Consider the following 24,097-nt stretch of genomic DNA (forward strand, 5'->3'; position numbering starts at 1 on the left):
CGGTTGTCCTCGGCGCGTGGGCAGGCTCATCCTGCCGAGTGCCGGAGCGGCTGTAAAGCCCCCGCCGCGCGAGTGCGGGGCGGGGGCGGCCTGCCGATTACCAGTTGTAGGCAGCGGTAAACACGTAAGTGCGTGGTTCCTGCCAGGTACCGTTCATGAACATGCTGAAATCAATCCCCTGCAGGCGTTCGTCCTCATCCGTGAGGTTGCGGACAAAGAAGGAGAAGTCCATGCTGCCATCGCCCACCGCCACATCGGCCAGTTGCAGGCGCATGTTCAGGTTCTGGATCGAGGGGACTTCGTCGATGCCCTTCACGTAACTGCCACCGGCATTGGGCGCGGACAGATCCTTGTTGACAGCGTACAGGTACATCTTGTCGGTGTAGCTATAGTCGAGCAGGAAGCGAAGCTCGCCGATACTCAGGTGCGCCAGTGTGCCCTCCAACTGCAAGGCCGCGGTATTCTCCGGCGCGTAGGGCGCCAGGCGATTGGAAGCGGTATCGATGATCGGCCGCCCGGGGGCGAAGGAGTTGTCCAGGTACTTGTCGAAGCTGGTGTCCAGGTAACCGTAGTTGCCGGCGATACGCCAGTTTTCACTGAGCTGGTAGGCGAACTCCAGTTCAAAGCCCTGGTAGACAGCCTCCCCCGCGTTGGTCAGCAGCGACTGAGTGGTCCCGGGCAGCAACTGGGTGATGTGCAGATCGTCGATGGCGTTGTGGAAAATCGCCATGTTCAGTCGCAGGGACCCATCCAGCCACAGCGACTTCATGCCCAGCTCCTTGGAGAGTGAGCTCTGCGGTTCAAAAGGCGTACTGACCGCCGGATCGGCCACTTCGGAACTGAAGCCACCGCTCTTGAAGCCCTGGGCAACCCGCGCGTACAGGTTGACGTCCGGCGCCAGCTCATAGGACAGCGACGCCATCGGGGAGGTGTCATCAAACGTCGCGCTGTAGTCGGTGAAGGGCAGCAGACCCGGGCCCTGGTCGGTCAGCTGCGGGCCGGCGAAGCCATCTGTCAGGTAGCGATGGGAAAAGCCCGAACGCTTCTCCTCCGTGTAGCGCGCACCGACAGTCGCGGTCCACTGGTCGGCGAAGCGCCAGTCGAGCTGTCCGAACACCGCCCAGGCCTCGGTATCCGCGCCGTAGTTGACCTGCTGGGGCGGCTGTCCGAATAGGGTAAAGGACTGACTGCCCAGGGTCTCGCCTTCGTCCTCGAAGTAGTAGGCACCCAGGACCCAGTTGAAACTGTCGCGCTCTGCGATCCACTGCAACTCGTGGGAAGTCTGCTCGTACTCGGTGTCGCGGTTGTAGTTGGCCGACATGCCCCAGGACAGGACGCCCGGAATCACCACGATACTGTCCAGGGAGGTACCGTCGATATCCTGGCTGTCATTGAAGTCCATGGTGCGGTAAGCACCGATGTACTTCAGCTGGTCACTGTCCGTCAGGTCGTATTCCAGGGTCAGGGCGTGGGCGCGCGTGCGGCTGCGTTCCAGCGGGCCGTCCTGACCGGGTACCGTATTGGTGGCGACATGGCTCGGCCGCTCGGTGCGCACAAAAGGCCGCGCCGCTTCCTGAATTGCTGTCCCCAGGAATTCCCCAAAGACAGTCGGAAAGGTACCTGCCCAACCGTTAAGCCTCGTCAGGGAGGATGGCGCAGGCGTCTGATCGGTATTGGAATAGTCAAAGTCGTAAACCGCTACCAGACGCTCGCTGGGCTCCAACATCAGCGAAGCACGGAAGGCTTCATTATCTACTGAGCCCATGTCTGGTCCAGTTGCATTCTTGGCCCAGCCGTCGGCGCGTTCCATGCGTGCGCCCAGGCTGGCGGACAACATGCCCATCTGGGGCGTATCCACCTGTACCCTCCCCACACGACGGTCGTAGTTGCCCAGTTCACCGCGCACGGAACCGCCGAACTCACCCGAGGGTCGCCGGGTCACGAAATTGATTGCCCCGCCCTCGGTGTTGCGGCCAAACAGGGTGCCCTGGGGGCCACGGAGTACCTCGACCCGCTGAATATCCACCACGTCGAACACCGAGCCCTGGGTCTTGCCCAGGTAAATGCCGTTGAGATAAAGCCCCACGGGAGAATCCAGCCAGATGGCCGGCTGTCCGGTCGTGCTGCCGCGAATCGAGAGAGTCGAGATCAAGCGCGCCCCCGGATTGTCGCGGAACATGACATTGGGCGCGATGGCATTCAGGTCGCCAAGGCTCTCAATGTTGCGCATCTCCAGTTCGGCAGCGGATATGGCTGAGATGGACAGGGGCACCTGCTGCAGATTCTCCTCGCGCTTCTGGGCAGTCACGATGACCTCCTCCAGAGCGGCCCGTTCCTGAGCAAAAATCGGGGTTGAAGCGGCTGACGCAAGCGCAAGGGACAGTGCGGAAACCAGATAACGTCGCTGGGTCATGGTAAACGAGCCTCTTTTGATTATTAGAAAAGCAAGTTACAAGTTGTTCATAAAACCTTGCAACAGGCCAACCTTACTCCGGGCAAAAAATTGATTCCACTAATTTTTTAATTCGGCGCGAAAACACCAGTGCCCCGGAAATCTTGCCAGGTCTTGAAAATATCTTGAGTGTTTTCAGAGAGTTACAGACTGCGTCAATAGGCGAAAATGTAAGTTGTCTAGGGCGATGCCGCCGGGCTAATGTCGCCACACCGTCACCAGCCCGGAGGAGCCCACCTTGAGCCCACGCAGCGTCAATACGGTTACCGGCCCCATCCCGGTAGACCGGCTCGGAGTCACCCTGATGCACGAGCACCTGGTCATGGGAATACCCGGCTGGCAGGCCGATACCCTGCATCCGGGCCCGGGGCGGCGCGAGATGCTGGCTATCTGCTGCGAGCGCATCCAGGCGATGCAGGACCGCGGCATCAGCTCGCTCCTGGACCCCTGCCCGAACGACATGGGGCGCGACCCGCAACTGGCGGCGGAAGTCTCCGCACGCACCGGTTTCAACATCATCTGCGCCACGGGCCTTTTCACTGAGCACGACGGTGCAGCCGCCTACTGGCAGTATCACCGCAACCTGGGGACAGCCGTGGAGGCCATGGCTGAGGTATTTATCCGGGAGCTGACCGTGGGTATCGGTGCTTCCGACATCAAGGCCGGCATTATTAAAATAGGCTCCGGCGCCGGGCAGATCACCGAGTATGAGCAGCTGGTGCTGGAGGCGGCAGCCATTGCCGCGGTGGAGACCGGCGCGCCGATAACCACCCACACCGACCAGGGCACGATGGGAGATGTACAGCAAAAACTGCTGCTGGATCGCGGCGTACCCGCTCACCGGATACTGATTGGCCACAGCTGTGGAAGCACCGACAATGCCTACCACTCGCGGATTGCGGAAGGTGGCTCCTACCTCGGCTTCGATCGCTTCGGACTGGAACTGATTCTGCCGGACGAGGAGCGCATCAATGCGCTGGTGACGCTACTGAGACAGGGCTGCGAACGCCAGCTGTTCATCTCCCACGACTCCGTGTGGTGCTTTCGCGGCCAGCCCTTTCCGCCCGCCTTGCTGGCCCACGTGGACCCGGCGAAATTCTTCAACCCGACCCACATTCACGAACACATCATCCCGGCCCTACTGGACAAGGGAATCACCCGCGCACAAATTGAAACCTTGCTGGTAGACAACCCCCGGCGTTTTTTCAGCGATACACCACCCGGTTGAGCGCCTTGCCGCGCCGCGCCCACTGGCGGCGCTTGCGGCTGTACCACATGGCCACGCCGGTCAGGGGCAACGCGACCATTGCCAGGCCGCCCAGAGCCCAGACAATTTTCGACGGCAGACCGGCGAAGTGGCCGAAGTGCAGCTTGCGGAAACTGTCCTCGGCGCGCGCCAGCAGGGACTGCTCGCGCAGGTCGTAGACCACGCCCACGTCGCCGCCGTGGGCGTCGTAGGTCACCACCGACCCGTACTCGCTGGCGAGGATACTCATCCCCGGCACCTGCCCGAATACGGTAAAGGGCTGCCCGGGCTCGAAGGGGAACAGCAGGTAGGTCGGTTCGAAGCCGGCGATCTGGCGGCGGCTGTCCGCCAGCAGGGCATCGAAATCCAGGCGCGCGTTGTAAAGGCGCGCCTGCATGACATGATGTCCGCCTTCCGCGTGCTCCTCGGCTTCCTCCAGGTAGGCAGCGGCATTGAAATAGAGCCCGGTCAGCCCAACCAGCAGGAGGACCGGAGAGCTCCAGATGCCGAGCAGACGGTGCAGCTGCCGGGTCACCACCATCGGACGGTGATCGCGGCGGAAACTGAAAAAGTGCCGCCAGAAATGCCGGTAGAGAATCAGCCCGGAGATACCCAGGGCACTCAGACAGACCGCCGCCAGCAGGCCGACAATCAGGCCGAGGTGGGGCGCCGACTCGAAACGCTCGTCCAGCAGCAGGGTGTAGTGCAGGTTGAGCAGCCAGTCGGTCAGGGCATGGTGCAAGCCCACAGGCTGATCAAGCAGCTCGCCCGTATAGGGGTTCAAGTGCATCTTGAACCAGTCTTCGGTGCCCCGGCGGATCAGGTACACGCGATCCGCCGTGTGCCGGTCGTCAAACAGCTCCCAGCTGCCCAGCTCGTAGTCCGGCCGCTCCCGATTGACCCGGTCGACCAACTCATCCAGGGGCAGGCGCTGCGCGCTCGCGGGGGGCTGCACCAGCACCTGTCCCGGCATCAGCAGGCTGTCGATCTCGAACTTGAACACCAGCAGGCTGCCGGTGAGCACGATCAGCAACAGCGGCACCAGCGCCAGCAATGCCAGCGCGCTGTGCAGCTTGAAGACCCAGCGGCGCATGGCGTCAGAAGCGCGCGTTGAGCACCGCTTCGACCCGGCGCTCGACACCCATCCAGCAGTTGCTGGCGTCGTAGCAGGCGCCGACATAGGTCTCGTCGGTGAGATTGGTGGCACTCAGGCCCAGCTCCCAGGTGTCGTCAATGGCCCAGGAGACCACCAGGTCGTAGAGCGTGTAGGACGGCAGGGTGTCGCTGTTGGCGGCATCCAGCTGGCTTTCGCCCACATAGCGAACGCCGGTGTTGATGGCAATCGACGGCAGCGGCTCCCAGCCCAGCCACAGCGAGGCCTGCTGGTCCGCCACCCACACCGGGGTCTTGCCTTCGAGGGCCGGGTTCAAGGGGTTGTCGGTGACTTCCACGTCCAGCCAGGTAGCCGTGGCGTCCAGGGTCCACTGCTCCCCGAGGCGGGTACTCAGGGCCAGCTCCACACCCTCGGACTTCACCTCGCCGTTCTGGGTGTACTGCATGAAGTCCGGGGTGTTGACCACCACGTTCTGCTTGCGCAGGTCGAACCAGGCTGCGGTCAGCGTCAGGTCGCGGCCAGGCGCGCGGTACTTGACGCCCGCCTCCAGCTGCTCCGCCGTGGTCGGCTCGAAGGGCTGGCCGGTCAGCGAATCCTGGCCGGAGGTCGGCTCGAAGGACTCCGAGTAGTTCGCGTAGGGCGCCCAGCCCCCGTCCAGGTTGAGCATCGCCGCAACCCGGCCGCTGACCTGGTCCTGATCAATTTCCGTGGTGCTGCCGTAGGCAGAGCCCAGGTAATTGTTCTCGGCGACATCGCTGCTCTGGTAGTCATCCCAGCGCAGGCCGGCGACCACGGTCAGGGCCTGCCAGCGTATCTCGTCCTGCAGATAGACACCCAGCTGCTCCTGCTCGATCCGGTGCGCCTCGGTGTAGCTGTCCAGGGGCAAACTGGCCGCATCGAACAGGCTGTGGTTCGGCGCTGCCAGGTCGATGGCCGGGGTATCAAAACCCAGGGTATCGCCATAACGGATATCGGAATCCAGTTCACGGTACTCGACACCCAAGAGCAGACGGTGGGAAGCCCCGGCCAGTTCGGTACTCCAGGCCAACTGGTTGTCGACGACGAAACCCTCCTGGGCCTCGTCGGTAAAATAGGCACTGCGGGTCAGGGTACGGCCGTCGGCCTGCAGCCCGAAGTTGTAAGTGTTTTTCTGGAAGGCTTCCGCGTCGGTAAAGCGAAAGTTCTGCAGGAAGGACCACTGCTCGTTGAATTCGTGGTTGAGCTTATAGCCCAGCATGGTGACCTCTCGCTCCATGCCCGACCAGGCGCGATCCCCGGCAAAGGCATCGGCGTCCAGACGACCGTAGTCCGCGCGATAGAGGGTACCCAGGGCCGGCAGCGGCGTGGAGGGCACCAGGGCTGGATCGTCCTGGTAGTAGAGATTCAGGTTGAGGCGGGTGCGCGAGGAGATATCCCAGGTCAGTGAAGGCGCCAGGGTGCGGCGCTCCTCCTCGGTGGTGACTTGCTGGCCGTCGCTCTCGCGCCACAGGGCAATCACACGGTAGTTGACACTGTCACTGGCCGGGCCGGTGGTATCCAGGCCGATCTCGCGCAGGTCGCTGCTGCCGCCGCGCAGGCGCAGCAGGGTCTGCTGCTCGCCCAGGGGCTGCTTGGCAGTCTGGTTGACCATGCCCCCCGGAGGCGCGGCACCGTAGAGTACCGAGGTCGGCCCCTTGAGCACCTCGATGGTCTCGGTGGCGAAGGCGTCCACCTGGGGCACCAGGTTCCACAGGGTGTTGTACTGCAGGGGCAGGCCGTCGTAGTAGTTGTAGTAGCTGTCGAAGCCGCGGATGGTGTACTGGTCGAAGATGGTCACCGTGCCGCGGTTCTCGGGGGTAATGCCGGGTACGTAGCGCAGGGCCTCATTGACGGTATCCACCTGGCGCCGCGCAAGCAGCTCGCCGTCGTAGATCTCGTAACTCATCGGCGCTTCCAGGGGCAGCAGGTCCGACTTGGTGCCGGTAGTCCGATAGCCGGTACCGTAGACCACCAGCTCTTCCAGCGCCGGGTCCTGTGAACCCTCAGCAGCCACCGCCGTGCCCTGCCACAAGCCCAGTGCCAGCGCACCTGCCAGCCACTGTTCGCCCGATCCCGCCTTCATTGCAACCCCCAGCCTGATTGAAAAGATGCCACGCCCTGCACAAGGCCATGGCACAAGACTTTTAATGATAGGCATTATCATTTGCTTTAGCAACAACTCAGCGGCGCCACGACGACAGTTGGAGCTGCGGGTCCACAGACAGTACACTCGGGGCATGAGCGACCGCTTTCCCCCCGCCCTGGTCGACCCGTTTCAGCGTCGCATCAACTATCTGCGACTCTCGGTGACCGACCGCTGCGACTTCCGCTGCGTCTACTGCATGGCGGAGGACATGCAATTTGTGCCCAAGCCCCAGGTGCTAACCCTCGAGGAACTGGAACAGGTCGCAGCGGCCTTTGTGGCGCTGGGGGTGCGCAAGATTCGTCTCACCGGGGGCGAGCCGCTGGTGCGCAACAACCTGATCGGTCTGGTGCGCCAGCTGGGACGACTGGAGGGGCTCGAGGAGCTGGCCCTGACCAGCAACGGTTCTCGCCTGGCAGAGATGGCGCGTCCCCTGCGCGAAGCCGGTCTAACCCGGGTCAATATCAGCCTGGACAGCCTGCGTCCGCAGCGCTTTCGCGAGTTGACCCGTTTCGGCGACCTGGCGCGGGTCATCGCCGGTATTGACGCCGCGGTGGGCGCCGGTTTCCGCGGCGTCAAGCTGAATGCTGTTATTCTCAAGGGCCGCAACGACGACGAAGTCATCGATCTGGTGGCCTTCGCCCGGGAACGCGGCATCGACATCGCCTTCATCGAGGAAATGCCCCTCGGGCAAATCGACGAGCACAGCCGCGCCCTGAGTTTCTGCAGTAGCGACGAGCTCCGCCAGCAGATCGCCGCCCACTGGCCCCTGGTTGCCGAGGGCGACCCGGAAGGGGCCGCCGGGCCGGCCCGCTACTACCGCATGGCCGACAGTGCCAGCCGGGTTGGTTTCATTTCCCCCCACAGCAACAATTTCTGCCACCTGTGCAACCGCGTCCGGGTCACTGTCGAGGGGCGCCTGCTGCTCTGCCTGGGCAACGAGCACTCGGCGGACCTGCGGGAGGTCCTGCGCGGGGAGGACGGCAGCCAGGAAGCCCTCCAGAGCGCCATCGTCAGCGCGATTGTCCGCAAGCCGGAAAAGCACCATTTCACCCACGACGAGACGCCCGAGATCCTGCGTTTCATGAACATGACCGGCGGCTGAGCCGCGCCCGCAAGGAGAGCACGTGCAAAGCCTCGACTTCCCGCAGCTGGATTCCGTCGCCGCTATCCAGGATGGCTTTGAGCAGTTCGGCTACATCTGCAGCCCGAAGATCGCGACGGCGGTCTACCTGGCCTTTCAGTTGCGCAAACCGGTTCTGGTGGAAGGCCCGCCCGGGGTGGGCAAGACCGAGCTGGCCAAGACCACCGCAGAGCTGCTGCGGGTGCCCCTGGTTCGTCTGCAGTGCTACGAGGGGCTCGATGAAAGCAAGGCGCTCTACGAGTGGAAATATGGCAAGCAGCTGCTCTACACCCAGGTCCTCAAGGAAAAGCTCGGCGACCTGCTGAAGGGCGCCGAGGGGCTCGCCGCCTCCGTGGAGCGGCTGCACCAGTTCGGCGACATCTTCTATTCGGAGGAATTCCTCGAACCGCGCCCGCTCCTGCGCGCCATGCAACAGGAGCGCGGCGCCATCCTGCTGATCGACGAAGTCGACAAGGCCGACCACGAGTTCGAGTCGCTGCTGCTGGAGATACTCTCCGACTACCAGGTCTCGATACCCGAGATCGGCACGGTCAAGGCCCGGGTCGCCCCCATGGTGTTTCTGACCAGCAACAATACCCGCGATCTCAGCGATGCCCTCAAGCGCCGCTGCCTGCACCTCTACATCCCCTTCCCCAGCGTGGAACTGGAGGAGCGCATCGTCAGGGCCCGCGTGCCGGACATCGATGCTCGCCTGCGCCACCAGCTGGTGGCCTTCGTGCACGCGCTGCGGGACCTGGACCTGAAAAAGACCCCGGCGATTTCCGAAACCATCGACTGGGCGCGCAGCCTGTTGCTCTTGCACGCCGGCTCGCTGGATGCCGAGCTGGTGGAAAATACCCTGAACCTGCTGCTCAAGTTCGAAGAGGACATCGACGCCGCCGGCGACAGCCTGCGCGAGCTGCTGGGCGCGGCCAGCGCCGCCTGAGGAGCCGGACATGCCCGCGGAACTGGTGCGCTTCATCGAGCTGCTGCGCAGCCACGACCTGCGGATATCGCCCGCCGAAACGCTGGATGCCATGGCGGTAGCGGACAGCCTGGGTTACCTCGACCGCCAGCAGCTACAGGATGGCCTGGCCATGGCCCTGGCCAAAACCCCGGAAGAGGACGCGGTGTTCCGCCAGTGTTTTGACCGCTACTTCAGCCAGCAGTTGGCGCAGTTCGAGAAACGCCGGGAGGACCGGGAAGCGGCGGCCGAGGACGACGGCAGCCACCTCCCGGCCCCTACCTGGGACGACCGCGAAGTCGCCGCGGATCACCCTGACGACACCCTGCTGGCACGCGCCGCCGAAGACGACCCACAATTGGCAGCGCTGCTGCAAACGCCACTGATGCGCCAGCTTCAGGGCAATCAGCGCAGCACCCTCAGCCTGGCCATCCGCGCTGCCGGCGAGGACGTCGGGCTGCGCGATATCCGCATATTCACCCAGAAAGGGCAGTACACCCGTCGCATGCTGGAGGCCCTGGGGGAGACACAGCTGCGAGATACCCTGCTGGACCTGGATCAGCGGGGCAGCCCGGCGACAGAGGCGCTGCGGCGCTACCGGGATATCCTGCGGGAACAGGTGCGCGAGCATGTGGAACACGAGTACCTGCTGCATGCCGAGGGCCACAACCGGCGCTTCATGGACGAGTTGCTGACCAAGACCCGCCTGGGCAACCTGGAACAGCGCTACCTGGACCGGGTGGAAACGCTGGTGCGACGCATGGCGCGCCAGCTGGCCGATCGCCACGCCCGACGCCAGACCCGTTACCGCCGCGGCCGCCTCGACATGGGGCGCACCCTGCGCCGCGGGGTGGCCAGTGACGGTGTCCTGTTCGAGACCCACTGGCGGCGGGTAAAGAAGCAGCGGCCTCAGGTACTGGCAATCTGCGATGTCAGCGGCTCGGTGGCCGCCTACGCCACATTCCTGCTGCTGTTTCTCTACAGCCTGCAGGACATCCTGCCGCGGGTGCGCAGTTTTGCCTTTTCCAGCCGCCTGGGAGAAGTCAGTGACCTGTTCCGCGAACACCCGGTGCAGCGGGCCATCGAACTGGTCAACTGGCGCTACGGTGGCGCAACCGACTATGGCAACAGTCTGCTGGACTTTGCCCGGCTCGCGATGGAGGATATCGACAGCCGGACCACCGTCATCGTGCTGGGTGATGCCCGCAACAACCACGGCGATGCCCGCGTGGACATTCTGCGGGACATCGGGCAGCGCTGCCGGCGGCTGATCTGGCTCAACCCCGAGTCGCGGCGCGCCTGGGGAACCGGGGATTCGGAAATGCTGCGCTACCGCAGCGCCTGTCACGTGGTCGCGCCCTGCAGTAATCTGGCACAGCTGCAGCGTGCGATTGATCAGGTTCTGCGCAGCACGCGCTGAACCACGCCGGCGCGGGCGCGGTCGGTACCGGGCAGCGGGGGCTCACAGGGGAGAACAACACCATGCGCTACCAGTGCAGGGAGTGCAGCTATCGCGGGGAGCGCGCGGGTCAGGCCGGCAGTTGTCCGGCCTGCGGCTCCTTCAACATGGCGCGGGAGGATAGCGGCGACGAGGACCAGGCCCCGCCTAAGCGAACCTGGCAACTGCGTCTGCTGATTGGCCTCTGGAGCCTGCTCGCGGTACTTATCCTGCACAAGCTGTTGAGCTGAGGTCTTCGCCGGTCTTCAGAATACGCGCGGTGGCGCGTCGCCCTCGTCGTCACCTTCAATGCTCAGGTTGAGGCTGCCGTCGGGGCCGCGCTTGCTGCCCTCCCGGGCAAACTTGATGCGCAGGCGCAGGTTGTTGACCGAGTCGGCGTTGCGAAGCGCTTCTTCTTCCGAAATCAGGCCCTCTTCCCAGAGCTCAAACACCGCACTGTCGAAGGTCTTCATGCCCTGATTCTCGGATTTCTTCATCACTTCCTTGATGCCGTCGATCTCCCCCTTGAGGATCAGGTCGGCCACCAGCGGGGAGCCCAACAGCACCTCGAAGGCACCGCAGCGCTTGCCGTCCACGGTGGGGATCAGTCGCTGGGAGACGAAGGCCTGCAGGTTCAGGGACAGGTCCATCAACAGCTGCCCGCGGCGCTCCTCGGGGAAAAAGTTGATGATCCGGTCCAGCGCCTGGTTGGCGTTGTTGGCGTGCAGGGTGGAAATGCAAAGGTGCCCGGTCTCGGCAAAGGCGATGGCGTGCTCCATGGTCTCGCGATCGCGGATCTCGCCAATCAGGATCACGTCGGGGGCCTGGCGCAGGGTGTTCTTCAGCGCGTTGTGCCAATTGCGCGTATCCACGCCCACTTCCCGCTGGTTGACGATGGATTTCTTGTGGTTGTGGATGTATTCCACCGGGTCCTCGATGGTCACGATGTGCCCGGCACTGTTGCTGTTGCGGTAATCGATGAGGGCCGCGAGCGAGGTCGACTTGCCCGAACCCGTGGCCCCGACGAAGAGCACCAGACCGCGCTTGCGCATGATCACGTCGATCAGCACCGGCGGCAGCCGCAGGTTCTGCCAACTGGGAATCTCCGCGACAATATTCCGGGCGACGATACTGACCTCGTTGCGCTGCATGAAGATATTGACTCGGAACCGCCCGTGGCCCGGCAGGGACATCGCCAGGTTCATTTCCAGCTCTTCTTCAAAGGCCGCCCGCTGGGTGGCATCCATCACCTCGTTGGCGATGGCGCGGATCTCGCCGGGCTTGAGCACCTCGCGACCAATCGGGCGCAACTTGCCCTGAAACTTGGCACAGGGGGGAGCCCCGGTACTCAGGTAGAGGTCCGAACCACCCTCGCTGGCCAGAGTCTTAAGCCATTCACTGATGCGCACCGTGTCGTTTCCTCCATGTTGTCACTGCCGGGCCGCCGAGCGCCCTACTCTAGCACCCCGTCGGACGGCGGCAAGCCATGCTCGCGGAAATCGGCACTTCGCGGGTCAGAAACGGTCGCGGATGGTGAACAGGACCTGGGTACTGCTGACGTCATCGTCGGTGACGAAGGGAAAGGCCACGTCGATGTGAATCACCGCGCTTTTTTCCGCGCGGCTGGAATTCAGGCGCACGCCGAAGCCGGCGTTGCCGAGGACGCCGCCATTGTCACCGTTGTCGCCGTTCTCGAACCAGGCGCGACCGACATCGACAAAAGCGGCAAAACCCACCCGGAACAGACGGAAAGGGTGCCAGTTGGAGTAATAGCGCTCTTCCAGGTTGAGCAGAAAGGCCCGGTCGCCCACCTGGTAGTGCTGCTCATAACCGCGCAGGCCGGTGTCGCCACCCAGCGTCAGCTGGCGCTCGCCGGTCAGCCCGTCGGTGTAATCCAGGCGCAGGCGGGCGAAGGCCGCCCACTGCCGAGCCTGCTTGTGCAGGTAGCGGGTCTCGACGCTGGACTGGAGGTTCTCGAAGTCGCTGCCATCCACCCCCCAGAAGCCATTGACCCGCGCATCCAGCGTCCACAGGCGACTCTCGTCCACCAGCAGGGTATTGCCGTAACTGGCGCCGAAGACCAGCTGGTCCTGGCTGCCGCCCAGTGCCTCGCCGGACCAGCCCAGGGTCCAGCTGTAGCGCTCGCCGACGTAGACATCCTCGGTGCGGGCCATGTAGTTGAAATTGTGCAGCTCGACATACTCATCCTCGGTGGACTCGTAGCCGACCCAGGGATAGCTGTAGTCGCGATCCTCGGGGAGCCTGGTCGGGGGAATCGGCGAGTCGCTGAAGTCGAAGGCATGGGTTTCCACGGTGTAGCCGAAGCGCCAGCGGCCGACACGGTAATCTTCCCGCGTGGGCGAGGCGAGGCCGCCCCAGGCGGACAGGTGCTCGACCTCGTGATCGAACTCGGCGACTTCGTCGCCCCGGAACCAGAGCTTTTCCTCCAGCTCACTGCGATTGAGATCGCCGCCAGCCGCCCAGGGCTCAAAAACGGAGAAAAACGGCCGCTCGAGGCGCAGGCCGTGTTCGTAACCGTCGTCGTTCTCGGTGATCGACAGTCGGCCGCGCCAGCGGGTGCCATTGATGTTCGGGTCGACGTAGCGAACGGTATTGCCGGAGCGCTCGTCATCACTCTCGTGCATCAGGATGATCTGCTTGCCGGTGCCGAGAAAATTGGCATCCCGGAAACCGAAGGCATACTTGTTCTCGCCGCCGCTGCGGCCGACCGACAGCATCGGCGTGAAGGTCCAGATATCCCGGGTAATCACTTCGAGATCGACCGCGTCGCCACAGACCCGCCAGGGGCGAACCTCGGCGTCGTAGATAAAGCCCAGGTCGCGCAGTATCCGCTCGGACTCGTCCACCCGCGCCTGCTCGTAGACCTCGCCCTCTTCCACCAGCAGGTGATCCTCGATCACCCAGTCCCGGGTCACGCTGTGCAACTGGTTGGCCCAGCGGTAGAGGGTGACGTCCTCCGCCGGGTCATCCAGGTTGAACACGGTATGCCGCTGCTGGCGAATACTGCGGATTCGCGCATTCTCGGGAATCGCCTCGGCCAGAGCCTGGTGTGCGGGGGAAGGTCGGAAGCGGAAACTCTCCGTGGTGTCCTGGGGCGGCGCCTCGCGACACGCCGTCTCGGCGGGGGCGACGGGATTCGCCGAGAGGGCCAGCGGCGCCAGGGGCCCGATCAACACACACAGCAACCAGCGGCCTGCGCAAGGGCTCCCCGGGGGACTGCGACGCTGCCGGAACACGCTACTCATGGCTCTAAGATAGCTGGCCCGACGCCTCGGGACAATCGCCGGCTGCCTGTACTCGTTCACATTTGACAGCTACACTTGCCCCGCTCTGGAAGCGGGATGCGGCCCTTCCGGTGTGCCCTCTCGACCTGCAAGGAGTATTGCTTGGCTTCGCACCTGCAACAGCAGCTGGCGGTTCTCGCCGGCCCGGACTACCCGGCACTGCTCAGGAACCTGCAGCGCGGCATCGAGAAAGAGAGCCTGCGCATTACCCCGGAGGGGCGCCTGGCGCAGACCCCGCACCCGGCGGCCCTGGGTTCCCCGCTCACTCACAGCGCGATTACCACGGACTATTCCGAGGCGCTGCTGGAATTCATCACCCCGGTGAGCACCGGCATCGACGATTCCCTCGACACCCTGGCGGACATCCACAGTTTCGTCTACCGGCATATGGACAACGAGCTGCTGTGGTCGGCCAGCATGCCCTGTATCGTCAACGGCGACGACAGTATCCCGGTGGCCCTGTACGGCAGCTCCAATGTCGCCCGCATGAAGACCGTTTACCGCTACGGGCTCGGTCACCGCTACGGGCGTCTGATGCAGACCATTGCCGGCATTCACTACAACTTCTCCCTGCCCGAGGCCTACTGGCAGCGCGCCTGGGAAGACGCCGGCAGCCCCGGTGAGCGGCGCGATTACATCACCGAGCGCTACCTGGGCCTGATCCGCAACTTCCGCCGCTGGTCCTGGCTGCTGATCTACCTCTTCGGCGCCTCCCCCGCGGTATGCAGCAGCTTCCTGCGCGGCCGCGAGGACCACGGGCTGGAACCCTTTGACACCGCCGGCAAGACCCTGCACCGCCCCTGGGGCACTGCCCTGCGCATGGGCGGCCTGGGCTACAACAGCGAGGCCCAGAAGGGACTGAACGTCTGCTACAACAGCCTGGACAGCTACATCCATACCTTGCGCGAGGCGATTCTGCAGCCACACAAGGCCTATCGCGCGTTTGGCAATGGCCGGGACGGCGACTACCAGCAGCTCAATGACAGCCTGCTGCAGATCGAGAACGAGTTCTACAGCACCATTCGCCCCAAGCGTGTCACCCGCAGCGGCGAGACTCCGCTCAATGCCCTGCACCGGGCCGGTATTGAATACATTGAAGTGCGCTGCATCGACGTCAACCCCTTCCTGCCGGTGGGCATCGACGCGGAACAGATCCGCTTCCTCGACTGTTTCCTGCTGTACTGCATGCTGGAGGAAAGCCCGGCCTGCGAGGAAACCGAAAAGGCCCTGCAGGCCAGCAATCTCGAGAAGGTCGTCAACCAGGGGCGCGAACCGGGTCTCGAACTGGATACTCCGGAGGGCCCCCGCAGCCTGCAGGCACTGGCCGAGGAGCTGCTGCAGCGCATGACGGGCATCGCCGACCTGTTGGATACCGCCCATGGGGGAAAGGCCTACCACGCGGCCCTGAATGCCCAGCGCAGCAAGGTGGCGGATGCGGAATTGACCCCCTCGGCCCGTGTGCTGCGCGAAATGCGCGAGGCGGATTTGCCTTTCTTCCGCCTGGCCATGGGCTACAGCGAACGCTGGGCGGCGCACTTCCGGCAACGCGGGCTGTCGCCCGAGGCGGAGCGCGCCTACGCAGCGGAGGCCTCCCGCTCCCTGGCAGCCCAGCGAGCGGTCGAGGCCGATGACCACTGCAATTTCGAGGACTATCTCGCGGCCTACTACGCACAGTACCGGGCACTTTGAGTGCACTGGGGCACTCCTCGGGCCGCCAGTGGTCACAGTAGCTGCCTTTTTTCACACTCGCTTATCATCAGGGAAGCCAAGACATGCAGCACCTACTGAAGCCCCGATGGGTATTTTTTGGCCTGGCCCTGCTGGCCGTGGTCGCCATGCTGTTCGCCGCCTGGCTGGAACACGGTGTGGGCCTTAACCCCTGCCCGCTGTGCATCACCCAGCGCGTTTTCGTGGTCGCCGGCGGTCTGGTCGCCCTGCTCGCGGCCCTGCACGGCGCGGGCGCCCTGGGACGCCGGATCTACGCCGGCCTGGGGGTCCTGCTGGCCATTGGCGGGGGGGCGGTCTCCGCCCGCCACGTCTGGCTGCAAAGCCTGCCCGAAGATCAGGTCCCGGCCTGCGGTCCCAGTCTCGAGTACATGCTGGAGACCCTGCCCTTCCGGGAAACCCTGAGCATGGTGATGATGGGTGACGGCAACTGCGCAGATGTGCACTGGACCTTTCTGGGCATGAGCATACCGCTGCAGACCCTGCTGCTGTTCGCTGCCATCGCCCTGATCAACCTCTGGCAATTGCTGCGCCGCGCATAACGCAAAACGGGGCCCGCAGGCCCCGTCAGCATCAAACCACCGGAAGGCCTCAGCCCTCGCTGTCGGACCCGGCTTCAGCGTCCCCGGCTTCCTGGCTGGGTACGGAGAGCAGCTCGACGTCAAAGATCAGCGCGGAGTTGGGGCCAATCACGCCACCAGCACCGCCTTCACCATAGGCCAGCTCGGAGGGAATATAGAGCTTGTACTTGGCGCCGGGAGACATCAGCTGCAGGGCTTCGGTCCAGCCGGGGATGACTTGAGTCACGCCAAAAGTGACCGGCTCACCGCGCTTGCGGGAGGAATCGAACTCGGTGCCATCGAGCAGGGTACCGGTGTAGTGCACCTCCACGGTATCCTCCGGCCCCGGACTGGCGCCCTCACCTTCCTCGATGACTTCGTACTGCAGCCCCGAGTCGGTGACAATCACGCCTTCGCGCTCGGCGTTCTCGGCCAGGAACTTCTCGGCTTCGGCGCGGTTGGCTTCACCCGCGGCGGTCAGCTGGGCCTGCTGCTCCGCCATCGCCTGCTCCTGATAGGCCTGCATTTCCGCCTGAATTTCTTCGGCGGTCATGCGCGGCTCGCTGCCGTCGACCGCATCCTGCAGGCCGGCGGAGAACGCAGCGATGTCCAGCGGCACCTCATCCGAGGCCAGGCGCTGACCCAGACCGTAGGCCATGCCATAGCTCAGGCGCTGGGTCTGGTTGTCGAGGGCGACTTCAGCCGCGCCCGTATCCGCGCTGTCCGCACCCTCCTGGGCAGACTGGTTACAGGCCTGCAAAGCCAGGGTCGAGGCAATGGCCAGCGGCAGTGCATATTTCTTCATAGAGAACACTCTGTGGGGTTGGGTGAATGTAAAGACTCCCGATCATACTACCCTCGCCCCGGCGAGTACCAGCCCCGCCCGGCGCGCTCACGACACCGGTTCGAGGCAGGCGACCAGGTCCGCGATCAGCTCGGGGCATCCCTCCAGCGCAGGCACCAGCCACAACAATTGCCGCCGCAGGCTGTCCGCCTCGGCCCGGCTCGCCGGCCACTGCCGGTGCCAGTCGTGGATCATCGCCAACTGCAGCTGCTCCAGGGACAGTTCGCTGGCGCGCAGCTGGGCCAGCAGTTCGGCCCGCTCCGGATCCGCCGCGCGGGACACGCCGCGGCGCAAGCGCCGCACAGCGGTTACCGCCCGCCGACAGTCGCCGAGCTCGCGCACCAGCTGGTCCCACTCTCTGCGCGGGCGGGCCAGGCCCTGCCGCTGTAACCAGGCCAGGTAGAGCAACAGGTTGACGTCGGCTCCGCAGCGATCCTGGGCCGACAAACAGGCCGCTTTAACGGCGCCACGCGCATAGTGCGCCAGCGCAAACTCCCACAGGGGATGGCTCACGACTGGCAGCCCCCCGTCGGGTAGCAGGACGGCACGCGCGGACACACCGCGCCTCGGGGGCAGATCAGCTGGGCATCGACCTCGGCGCTGCGGGCAACCCAGGCAATGTTCAGAATTCCGGCGATGCGCTGCAGTTCGCGGCGCACCGCGCCGGGCACCGGCGCCGAGCCGCCCGCCGCCACACAGGCCCGCTGCACGGCCTCCGCCAGCTCGGCCGGCTCGCGGCCCTGGGCCTCGATCGCCGGATTGAGATCGACCCCCGCGCAGAGGACATGGCCGTTGCCGGCCATGTCCTCGACCCGCAGGGACTCGCAGGCGTAGAGATGCCAGGCATCCTTCACCTGCATCACCGACAGCTGCGCCGCGGTGCCCGGCTCGCGGCGGTTGAGCTGGTTGAAGACCGACCAGTGCTGGCAGGGGTCCTCGACGTGACGCATGTTGCCCCAGGGCAGCGGAATGCCGTTGGCGCGGTAGACCGCCTTGAGGGTCCCCGGGGAATAGGCGTCGAAGTAGTGCCAGTGGGGATAGGGGGAGACCGCGGTCATCCGGCGCATCACCACTGACGCGGACACCTCGATCTGCTGACTGATGGACACCTCGTGGCTGTTCCTGTCCAGCAACTGACGGAAGGGAACCCGGGGGCAGAGCAATGCGCCGGCAAAAAAGCTGCACTCGAAGTCCCGCCAGGCGTAGAGGATGTCCCGGGAGTCCACCATGGACGAGCGGTGAGGCGCCGCCGGGTCGCGCAGGTTGACGTTCATGTCGCGGCCGGCATACAGCACACTCTTCAGGCCATCGCGGTTGTGCAGCACGCAGTGGGCGATGTGGATGGCCAGGTCGTACTTGAGCCGCGCCGGCTGCGCCTTGAGGCTCTCGTTGAGCCAGATGGTGCCCGGCGGCTCGAAGTAGGAGCGCACGATATTGCCGCGGTGGTAGTCGGCGGAGGCCTGCAGGGCCTCCGGCGCGCGCTGGAACCAGCGCAGGTCAAGATCCATGTGCCGCAGGATCTCCAGCAGATCGTCCACCGTCAGCGGCAGGCGCTTGCCCCCCACCTCGTCGGCGGCCCGCTCGAGATCCGGGAAATGGTTGCGGTGGTGCTCCTGGTGCGCCCGGATCAGCAGGTGGGCGAACTGCCGGCCGGTGGTACCGGTCTGGGCCAGCAGCTCGGGGATGGCGATCTGCAGGATGTCACTGGAAAACAGAAAGCCCGGCTCGAGGGCCATGCCGTCAATGCCCCCGCGACCCTGTTTGACCGGTGCAATGTGCTCGTCCTCGGGGGCATCGTCCAGGAACCACTGCACATCCTTCTGGAATACCGCCGCAATCACCTCGAGCATGTCCGCGCTGGGGACCCGCTTGCCGCGCTCGATCATCGACAGGTAGGACACCGAGGGGGCGTGGTCTGCATCCACTTTTATGCAGCGCGCAGACAGGTCCTCCATGGTCAGGCCCACGCGCTTGCGCAGGCTGCGGATCTTGGTCCCGAGGAAATGGGACTTGCGGGTCAGGGGGCCGGTTGTCTTCATTTTGTGAAATTCACACTGTCAAATTTCTTTTGTGAAATTTTAATCACGACTTTTATACACTAGCTTCGCCGTCGGGGAAAGCCCGCGGCCTCATTCACGAAGCAGCGCCCGAGAAGGCGACACGAGGTAAGCCCCATGACCACCGCAACGCAGATACAGAGCCAAGCACAACAGCCCCACCCTGCGGCGTTGCACACTGCTGTGCAGCCCGCCAACGGCGCCAGCTACTGGGTGGACATGAACCGCCTGCTGGGGCGCCTGGAGGAGCGCGAAGCCCCCGCGCGGCAGGCCATCCTGCAGCAGCTGGATGCGCTGTTTCCGCTCAAATCCGGCTCCCACGGCGAGGTGTGCGAGTACCTGGTCTACTACCACCAGCTGCTCGCGCTGTTCGCGGATGGCAGCAGCAGCGGCCTACAGCAATCGGGCCAACTGGTGGCCCTGACCGGGTCGCGGGAAAAACCGAGCTCGCTGCTGCTGAAGGCCGGTGATCTGCACATCGAGCTCGAGGTGGACAGCTCGGGCTGCGAGAACGGCGCCCGGGCTCTGCAGAATCTGCAGATCGAAGCGCGGGTGGATGAAGGCGACTGCCAGCCGCACACGGCACTGGCCGCAATCGATACGCTGCTGGACAGCACACTGACCCTGGCGGACGCCCTGTCGCCGCGCCTGCACCGCCCGCGCAGCGACCGCAGTTTCCGCACCCCCGGTGGCGAGGACTACCTGACCCAGAACCGTCAGCTGGTTTGACGGCAACCGCGGGCCGACCCGCGCAGGCACCCGATCCCGCCTGCGCGGCCGGCCCGTCCTGCCTGCCCATCCAGCCCCGCTGACGCTGGCGGGCGCCGCCAGGCCGGCGTAGAATCGCCGGCCTCATGATCATACTCCGCGATATCGAATTGCGCCGGGGCAGCAAGTTGCTGCTCCACGGCGCCAACGCCACTCTGCAACCCGGCCAGCGCCTGGCGCTGATCGGTGCCAACGGCAGTGGCAAATCCAGCCTGTTTGCCCTGCTGCTCGGGGAACTGCCCGCCGACGCCGGCGACATCGAGGGTCTCGGCAACCTGCGCCTGGCACACATGGCACAGGAGGTCGCCGCCACGGACCTCCCCGCGGGCCGCTATGTCCTGCAGGGGGACGGTGAACTCTACCGTCTGGTGACGGCGCTGGAAGCGGCGGAGCAGACCGGTGATTTCGCCCGCGCGGCGGAGATCCACAACGCCCTGGAAGCCTGCCAGGGCTACGACGCCGAGCGCCGGGTAGAGCGACTGCTGCAGGGCCTGGGCTTCCCCGATGGCGCCGCCGCGCGCCCGGTCAGCGACTTCTCGGGTGGCTGGCGCATCCGCCTGAACCTGGCCCGCGCGCTGATGACACCCTCGGACTTCATGCTCCTCGACGAACCCACCAACCACCTCGACCTCGACGCCACACTGTGGTTGCAGAGCTGGCTGCAGTCCTACCCCGGCACCCTGCTGATGATTTCCCACGACCGCGATTTCATCGACGCCACCTGCGAGCGCATCCTGAGCATCGAGGGCGAGCAGCTGCTGACCTGGAAGGGCAATTACTCGGACTACGAGCGACTGCGCGCCGAGCATCTGGCCAACCAGCAGGCCAGCTTCGAGAAACAGCAGCAGCGCATCGCCCAGATCGAGGACTTCGTGCGCCGCTTCCGCTACAAGGCGACCAAGGCGCGCCAGGCACAGAGTCGACTGAAAGAGCTCGAGCGCATGCAGCAACTGGCGCCGGCGCACATCGACTCGCCCTTCAATTTCGTCTTTCCCGAACCCGGGAAAAGTTCCGACCCCCTGCTGCGCCTGGACCACGCGGACCTCGGCTACGCCGGCACCACGATTCTGCGTGACATCAGTCTGATGCTGCGCCCCGGCAGCCGCATCGCCCTCCTGGGCCGCAACGGCGCCGGCAAATCGACCCTGCTGAAAAGCCTGATCGGCAAATTGCCGCTGCGGGCCGGGGAGCGCCAGACCGGCGAGCACTGCCGCGTCGGCTACTTCGACCAGCAACAGCTGGAGGCCCTGGACCTCGAGGCCAGCGCGGCGCAGCACATCCTGCGCCTGAGCCCGGACGCGCGGGAGCAGGCCGTGCTCGACTTCCTCGGTGGCTTCAACTTCCGCGGCGATGCGGCCACCAGCCCCATCGCACCTTTCTCTGGCGGTGAAAAAGCCCGTCTTGCCCTGGCAATGGTGGTCTGGCAGCGCCCCAACCTGCTGGTGCTCGACGAGCCCACCAACCACCTCGACCTGGACATGCGCAATGCCATGGAGATGGCCCTGCAGGGCTACCAGGGCGCGCTGGTGCTGGTCAGCCACGACCGGCACATGCTGCGCAATACTGCCGACGAATTGCTGCTGGTCCACGACGGTCGAGTCGAACCCTACGAGGAAGACCTGCGCGCCTATGAGCGCTGGATTCTGTCGGGCCTGCGCGACAACAGCGGCAGCCGCAGCGGCGAGCCGGAAGCGTCGACCGAGAGCCAGCCAGCTACGCAGCAGTCCTCCGGAGACGACGCCGGCAGCCGCAAGGAGAAGCGCCAGCAGGCCGCCGCGCGCCGGGAAAAACAGCGCCCTCTGCAAAAACAGCTCGCACGCACCGAAAGCGAGATGGCCAAGGCCGAGGAAAATCTCAGCGCCATTCGCGCGCAACTGGCCGACCCCGAGCTCTACAACGGGGACAACAAGGAGCGGGTGGCGACCCTGCTGCGCGAGGAGGGCGAGCTCAAGCTGTTGAGTGAGAACCTGGAAGAGCAGTGGCTGACACTGCAGCAGGAACTGGAAGACCTGGACGACTGACCAGAGCCAGCTTCGCCGTGCGCGACAGGCGCTTGATCGCCGCTTCCCGGCGCTGCGCCGCGGAGCGGTCGGCCGCGGGCTCGTACCAGCACAATGCCACCGGCCGTCGGCCACGCGTAAAACGCGGCCCCCCGGGGCGCTGGCCGTTGTGCTGGGCCAGGCGCCGCTCCAGGTCCGTGGTCACTCCCGCGTAGAGGCTGCCATCGGCGCAACGCAGCAGGTAGACCCACCAACCGCGGGCTGCTACGGCCGGGGAAGTGCTGGACAGAGGCCCCTCCGACATCGATTCAGGCCACTGGCGGGAATAAGGTCATAACGAAAAACTCCAGACGCGCCGGTTGTGCGGTCGAGTCTCGATGGTATCATTGCCGCTTCGAGCCGCCCACGCGACTGTCGACACCCCTGACCACGCGGCACTGCGGCCAACACCATTTTCCAAGGGAGATCACAATGAGCGAGAACATCGTACACGTCAGCGACGCCAGCTTCGACGCGGAAGTCCTCAGCGCCGAGCTGCCCGTACTGGTGGACTTCTGGGCAGAATGGTGTGGCCCCTGCAAGATGATCGCGCCGGTACTGGACGAAATCGCCGAGGAATACCAGGGCAAGCTGAAGGTGTGCAAGGTGGACGTCGATGCCAATCCCGACATTCCCCCCAAGTTCGGCATCCGCGGCATCCCCACGCTGATCGTGTTCAAGGACGGCAATGCCGAAGCTACCAAGGTCGGCGCCCTGTCCAAGAGCCAGCTGATCGATTTCATCAAGGATGTCATGTGAGATCCGCCCGGCCCGGTCCACGACGACCGGGCCCGCACTTCCTGCCAGCGACGTCAAGAATGTGTAGACGCCCCACTGGAGGCGTGCTAAATTTCCTACTGCCGCCCATCTCCGGGTGTCAATAATAACTCTGCCACTCAACTATCCAACGCTGCATTCAACTGCCCGACGCGGGTCCTGCCCGGCCCTGTTTTGCCTGTGTGCACCGTGGAATTCCCTCTTCCCTGAAAACAGACCCACTCACACCCTATGAATCTGACCGACCTGAAGACCAAATCCACGCAAGAACTCATCGATATCGCCAAGGAAATCGGGCTGGAGAACATGGCCCGCTCCCGCAAGCAGGACATTATCTTCGCTATCCTGAAGCGCCACGCCAAAAGCGGCGAGGACATCTACGGCGACGGGGTTCTGGAAATCCTGCAGGACGGCTTCGGGTTCCTGCGCTCGGCAGACAGCTCCTACCTGGCGGGCCCCGACGACATCTACGTCTCCCCCAGCCAGATCCGACGCTTCAACCTGCGCACGGGCGACACCATTTCCGGCAAGATCCGCCCCCCCAAGGACAGCGAGCGTTACTTCGCCCTGCTCAAGGTCGGCGACATCAACTTCAACAAGCCGGAAAACGCCAAGCACAAGATTCTCTTTGAAAACCTCACCCCCCTGTTCCCCAACGAACGCCTCACCCTGGAAAAGGGCAACGGCAGCACCGAGGATCTGACCGGGCGGGTGATCGATCTGGTCGCGCCGATCGGCAAGGGCCAGCGCGGCCTGCTGGTGGCACCGCCCAAGGCGGGCAAGACCATCATGATGCAGAGCATCGCCCAGGCCATCATCAGCAACAACCCCGAGTGCTACATCATCGTTCTGCTGATCGACGAGCGCCCCGAGGAAGTGACCGAAATGCAGCGCTCGGTGGGCATACGCGGCGCCGAGGTCGTGGCCTCAACCTTCGACGAGCCGCCGGCCCGCCACGTGCAGGTCGCCGACATGGTGATCGAGAAGGCCAAGCGCCTGGTGGAGCACAAGCGCGACGTGGTCATCCTGCTGGACTCCATCACCCGTCTGGCCCGCGCCTACAACACCGTGGTGCCCAGCTCCGGCAAGGTACTCACCGGGGGTGTCGACGCCCACGCGCTGGAACGCCCCAAGCGTTTCTTTGGCGCCGCGCGCAACATCGAGGAAGGCGGCAGCCTGTCGATCATCGCCACCGCCCTGGTCGACACTGGCTCGAAAATGGATGAAGTCATCTACGAGGAGTTCAAGGGCACCGGCAACATGGAACTGCACCTGGACCGCAAGATCGCCGAGAAGCGCGTCTACCCGGCGATCAACATCCGCCGCTCCGGCACCCGCCGCGAAGAGCTGCTCACCGGGGAAGAGGAACTGCAGCGCATGTGGATTCTGCGCAAGCTGCTGCACGGCATGGAAGACACACCAGCGATCGAGTTCCTCATCGACAAGCTCAAGGACACCAAGACCAACGATGAATTCTTCATGTCCATGAAGCGCAAGTAAAACCTCCCCCGGGCAGGCGCGCTG

At 64.6% G+C, this 24,097-nt stretch carries 20 protein-coding genes; 11 read left to right on the forward strand and 9 right to left on the reverse strand.

The window, feature by feature from the left end; translation table 11 throughout:
- Nucleotides 1-97: 97 nt before the first annotated feature.
- Entirely contained in the window at nt 98-2,308 is a 2,211-nt protein-coding gene (locus ACYVGS_RS11320) for a TonB-dependent receptor (protein WP_460588785.1), read from the reverse strand.
- A gap of 382 nt (nt 2,309-2,690) precedes the next feature.
- Between ACYVGS_RS11320 and ACYVGS_RS11325 the strand changes: the two genes are divergently transcribed.
- A complete protein-coding gene (locus tag ACYVGS_RS11325; protein WP_460588786.1) occupies nt 2,691-3,680 on the forward strand; it encodes a phosphotriesterase family protein in 990 nt (329 codons plus the stop codon).
- Here the strand turns inward: ACYVGS_RS11325 and ACYVGS_RS11330 are convergent.
- Nucleotides 3,658-4,791: a PepSY-associated TM helix domain-containing protein gene (locus ACYVGS_RS11330; RefSeq protein WP_460588787.1), complete on the reverse strand. Its 1,134-nt coding sequence runs from the start codon at nt 4,789-4,791 to the stop codon at nt 3,658-3,660. The genes ACYVGS_RS11325 and ACYVGS_RS11330 overlap by 23 nt on opposite strands.
- A 4-nt stretch (nt 4,792-4,795) precedes the next feature.
- A complete protein-coding gene (locus ACYVGS_RS11335) occupies nt 4,796-6,913 on the reverse strand; it encodes a TonB-dependent siderophore receptor (RefSeq protein WP_460588788.1) in 2,118 nt (705 codons plus the stop codon).
- A 154-nt stretch (nt 6,914-7,067) separates the two neighbouring features.
- Between ACYVGS_RS11335 and moaA the strand changes: the two genes are divergently transcribed.
- The 4 genes from moaA to ACYVGS_RS11355 all read left to right on the forward strand — a co-directional run bounded on the left by moaA (nt 7,068) and on the right by ACYVGS_RS11355 (nt 10,749).
- On the forward strand, nt 7,068-8,078 hold the full coding sequence (gene moaA / locus ACYVGS_RS11340) for a GTP 3',8-cyclase MoaA (protein WP_460588789.1): 1,011 nt from the start codon (nt 7,068-7,070) through the stop codon (nt 8,076-8,078).
- Between the two features lie 22 nt (nt 8,079-8,100).
- Entirely contained in the window at nt 8,101-9,042 is a 942-nt protein-coding gene (locus tag ACYVGS_RS11345; protein WP_460588790.1) for an AAA family ATPase, read from the forward strand.
- Between the two features lie 10 nt (nt 9,043-9,052).
- Complete coding sequence (locus ACYVGS_RS11350) at nt 9,053-10,480, forward strand: VWA domain-containing protein (protein WP_460588791.1); 1,428 nt, start codon at nt 9,053-9,055, stop codon at nt 10,478-10,480.
- A 62-nt stretch (nt 10,481-10,542) separates the two neighbouring features.
- Nucleotides 10,543-10,749, forward strand: a complete 207-nt coding sequence (locus ACYVGS_RS11355; RefSeq protein ID WP_460588792.1) for a hypothetical protein — start codon at nt 10,543-10,545, stop codon at nt 10,747-10,749.
- 15 nt (nt 10,750-10,764) lie between these two features.
- Here the strand turns inward: ACYVGS_RS11355 and ACYVGS_RS11360 are convergent, their stop codons facing one another.
- Both ACYVGS_RS11360 and ACYVGS_RS11365 read right to left on the reverse strand, forming a co-directional pair.
- Complete coding sequence (locus ACYVGS_RS11360) at nt 10,765-11,907, reverse strand: PilT/PilU family type 4a pilus ATPase (RefSeq protein WP_460588793.1); 1,143 nt, start codon at nt 11,905-11,907, stop codon at nt 10,765-10,767.
- A 105-nt stretch (nt 11,908-12,012) separates the two neighbouring features.
- Nucleotides 12,013-13,695 (reverse strand): BamA/TamA family outer membrane protein, encoded by a 1,683-nt coding sequence (locus ACYVGS_RS11365; RefSeq protein ID WP_460588794.1) that lies wholly within the window; start codon nt 13,693-13,695, stop codon nt 12,013-12,015.
- 210 nt (nt 13,696-13,905) lie between these two features.
- Between ACYVGS_RS11365 and gshA the strand changes: the two genes are divergently transcribed.
- A complete protein-coding gene (gene gshA, locus ACYVGS_RS11370) occupies nt 13,906-15,492 on the forward strand; it encodes a glutamate--cysteine ligase (RefSeq protein WP_460588795.1) in 1,587 nt (528 codons plus the stop codon).
- Between the two features lie 83 nt (nt 15,493-15,575).
- Nucleotides 15,576-16,070 (forward strand): disulfide bond formation protein B, encoded by a 495-nt coding sequence (locus ACYVGS_RS11375; RefSeq protein ID WP_460588796.1) that lies wholly within the window; start codon nt 15,576-15,578, stop codon nt 16,068-16,070.
- A 49-nt stretch (nt 16,071-16,119) separates the two neighbouring features.
- Here ACYVGS_RS11375 and ACYVGS_RS11380 read toward each other — a convergent pair whose 3' ends face one another.
- The 3 genes from ACYVGS_RS11380 to ACYVGS_RS11390 all read right to left on the reverse strand — a co-directional run bounded on the left by ACYVGS_RS11380 (nt 16,120) and on the right by ACYVGS_RS11390 (nt 18,971).
- On the reverse strand, nt 16,120-16,893 hold the full coding sequence (locus ACYVGS_RS11380) for a peptidylprolyl isomerase (protein WP_460588797.1): 774 nt from the start codon (nt 16,891-16,893) through the stop codon (nt 16,120-16,122).
- Between the two features lie 87 nt (nt 16,894-16,980).
- Nucleotides 16,981-17,445 (reverse strand): TIGR02444 family protein, encoded by a 465-nt coding sequence (locus tag ACYVGS_RS11385; RefSeq protein ID WP_460588798.1) that lies wholly within the window; start codon nt 17,443-17,445, stop codon nt 16,981-16,983.
- Nucleotides 17,442-18,971, reverse strand: coding sequence for a DUF3612 domain-containing protein (locus ACYVGS_RS11390; RefSeq protein WP_460588799.1), 1,530 nt, complete (start codon nt 18,969-18,971; stop codon nt 17,442-17,444). The genes ACYVGS_RS11385 and ACYVGS_RS11390 overlap by 4 nt, the downstream gene beginning before the upstream one ends.
- 135 nt (nt 18,972-19,106) lie before the next feature.
- Here ACYVGS_RS11390 and ACYVGS_RS11395 point away from each other — a divergent pair, with 135 nt between their 5' ends.
- On the forward strand, nt 19,107-19,718 hold the full coding sequence (locus ACYVGS_RS11395) for an aldolase/citrate lyase/malate synthase family protein (protein ID WP_460588800.1): 612 nt from the start codon (nt 19,107-19,109) through the stop codon (nt 19,716-19,718).
- A 125-nt stretch (nt 19,719-19,843) separates the two neighbouring features.
- Nucleotides 19,844-21,778, forward strand: coding sequence for an ABC-F family ATP-binding cassette domain-containing protein (locus ACYVGS_RS11400; protein ID WP_460588801.1), 1,935 nt, complete (start codon nt 19,844-19,846; stop codon nt 21,776-21,778).
- Here the strand turns inward: ACYVGS_RS11400 and ACYVGS_RS11405 are convergent.
- Nucleotides 21,705-22,061 (reverse strand): GIY-YIG nuclease family protein, encoded by a 357-nt coding sequence (locus ACYVGS_RS11405; RefSeq protein ID WP_460588802.1) that lies wholly within the window; start codon nt 22,059-22,061, stop codon nt 21,705-21,707. The two genes, ACYVGS_RS11400 and ACYVGS_RS11405, sit on opposite strands and share 74 nt — an antisense overlap.
- Nucleotides 22,062-22,228: 167 nt before the next feature.
- Here ACYVGS_RS11405 and trxA point away from each other — a divergent pair, with 167 nt between their 5' ends.
- Both trxA and rho read left to right on the forward strand, forming a co-directional pair.
- Nucleotides 22,229-22,555 carry a thioredoxin family protein gene (gene trxA, locus ACYVGS_RS11410; protein ID WP_460588803.1) on the forward strand — a complete coding sequence of 109 codons (327 nt, stop codon included), beginning with the start codon at nt 22,229-22,231 and terminating at the stop codon, nt 22,553-22,555.
- Nucleotides 22,556-22,804: 249 nt separating this feature from the next.
- Nucleotides 22,805-24,073 (forward strand): transcription termination factor Rho, encoded by a 1,269-nt coding sequence (gene rho / locus ACYVGS_RS11415; RefSeq protein ID WP_460588804.1) that lies wholly within the window; start codon nt 22,805-22,807, stop codon nt 24,071-24,073.
- Nucleotides 24,074-24,097: the final 24 nt, after the last annotated feature.

Source organism: Haliea atlantica, assembly GCF_054779855.1.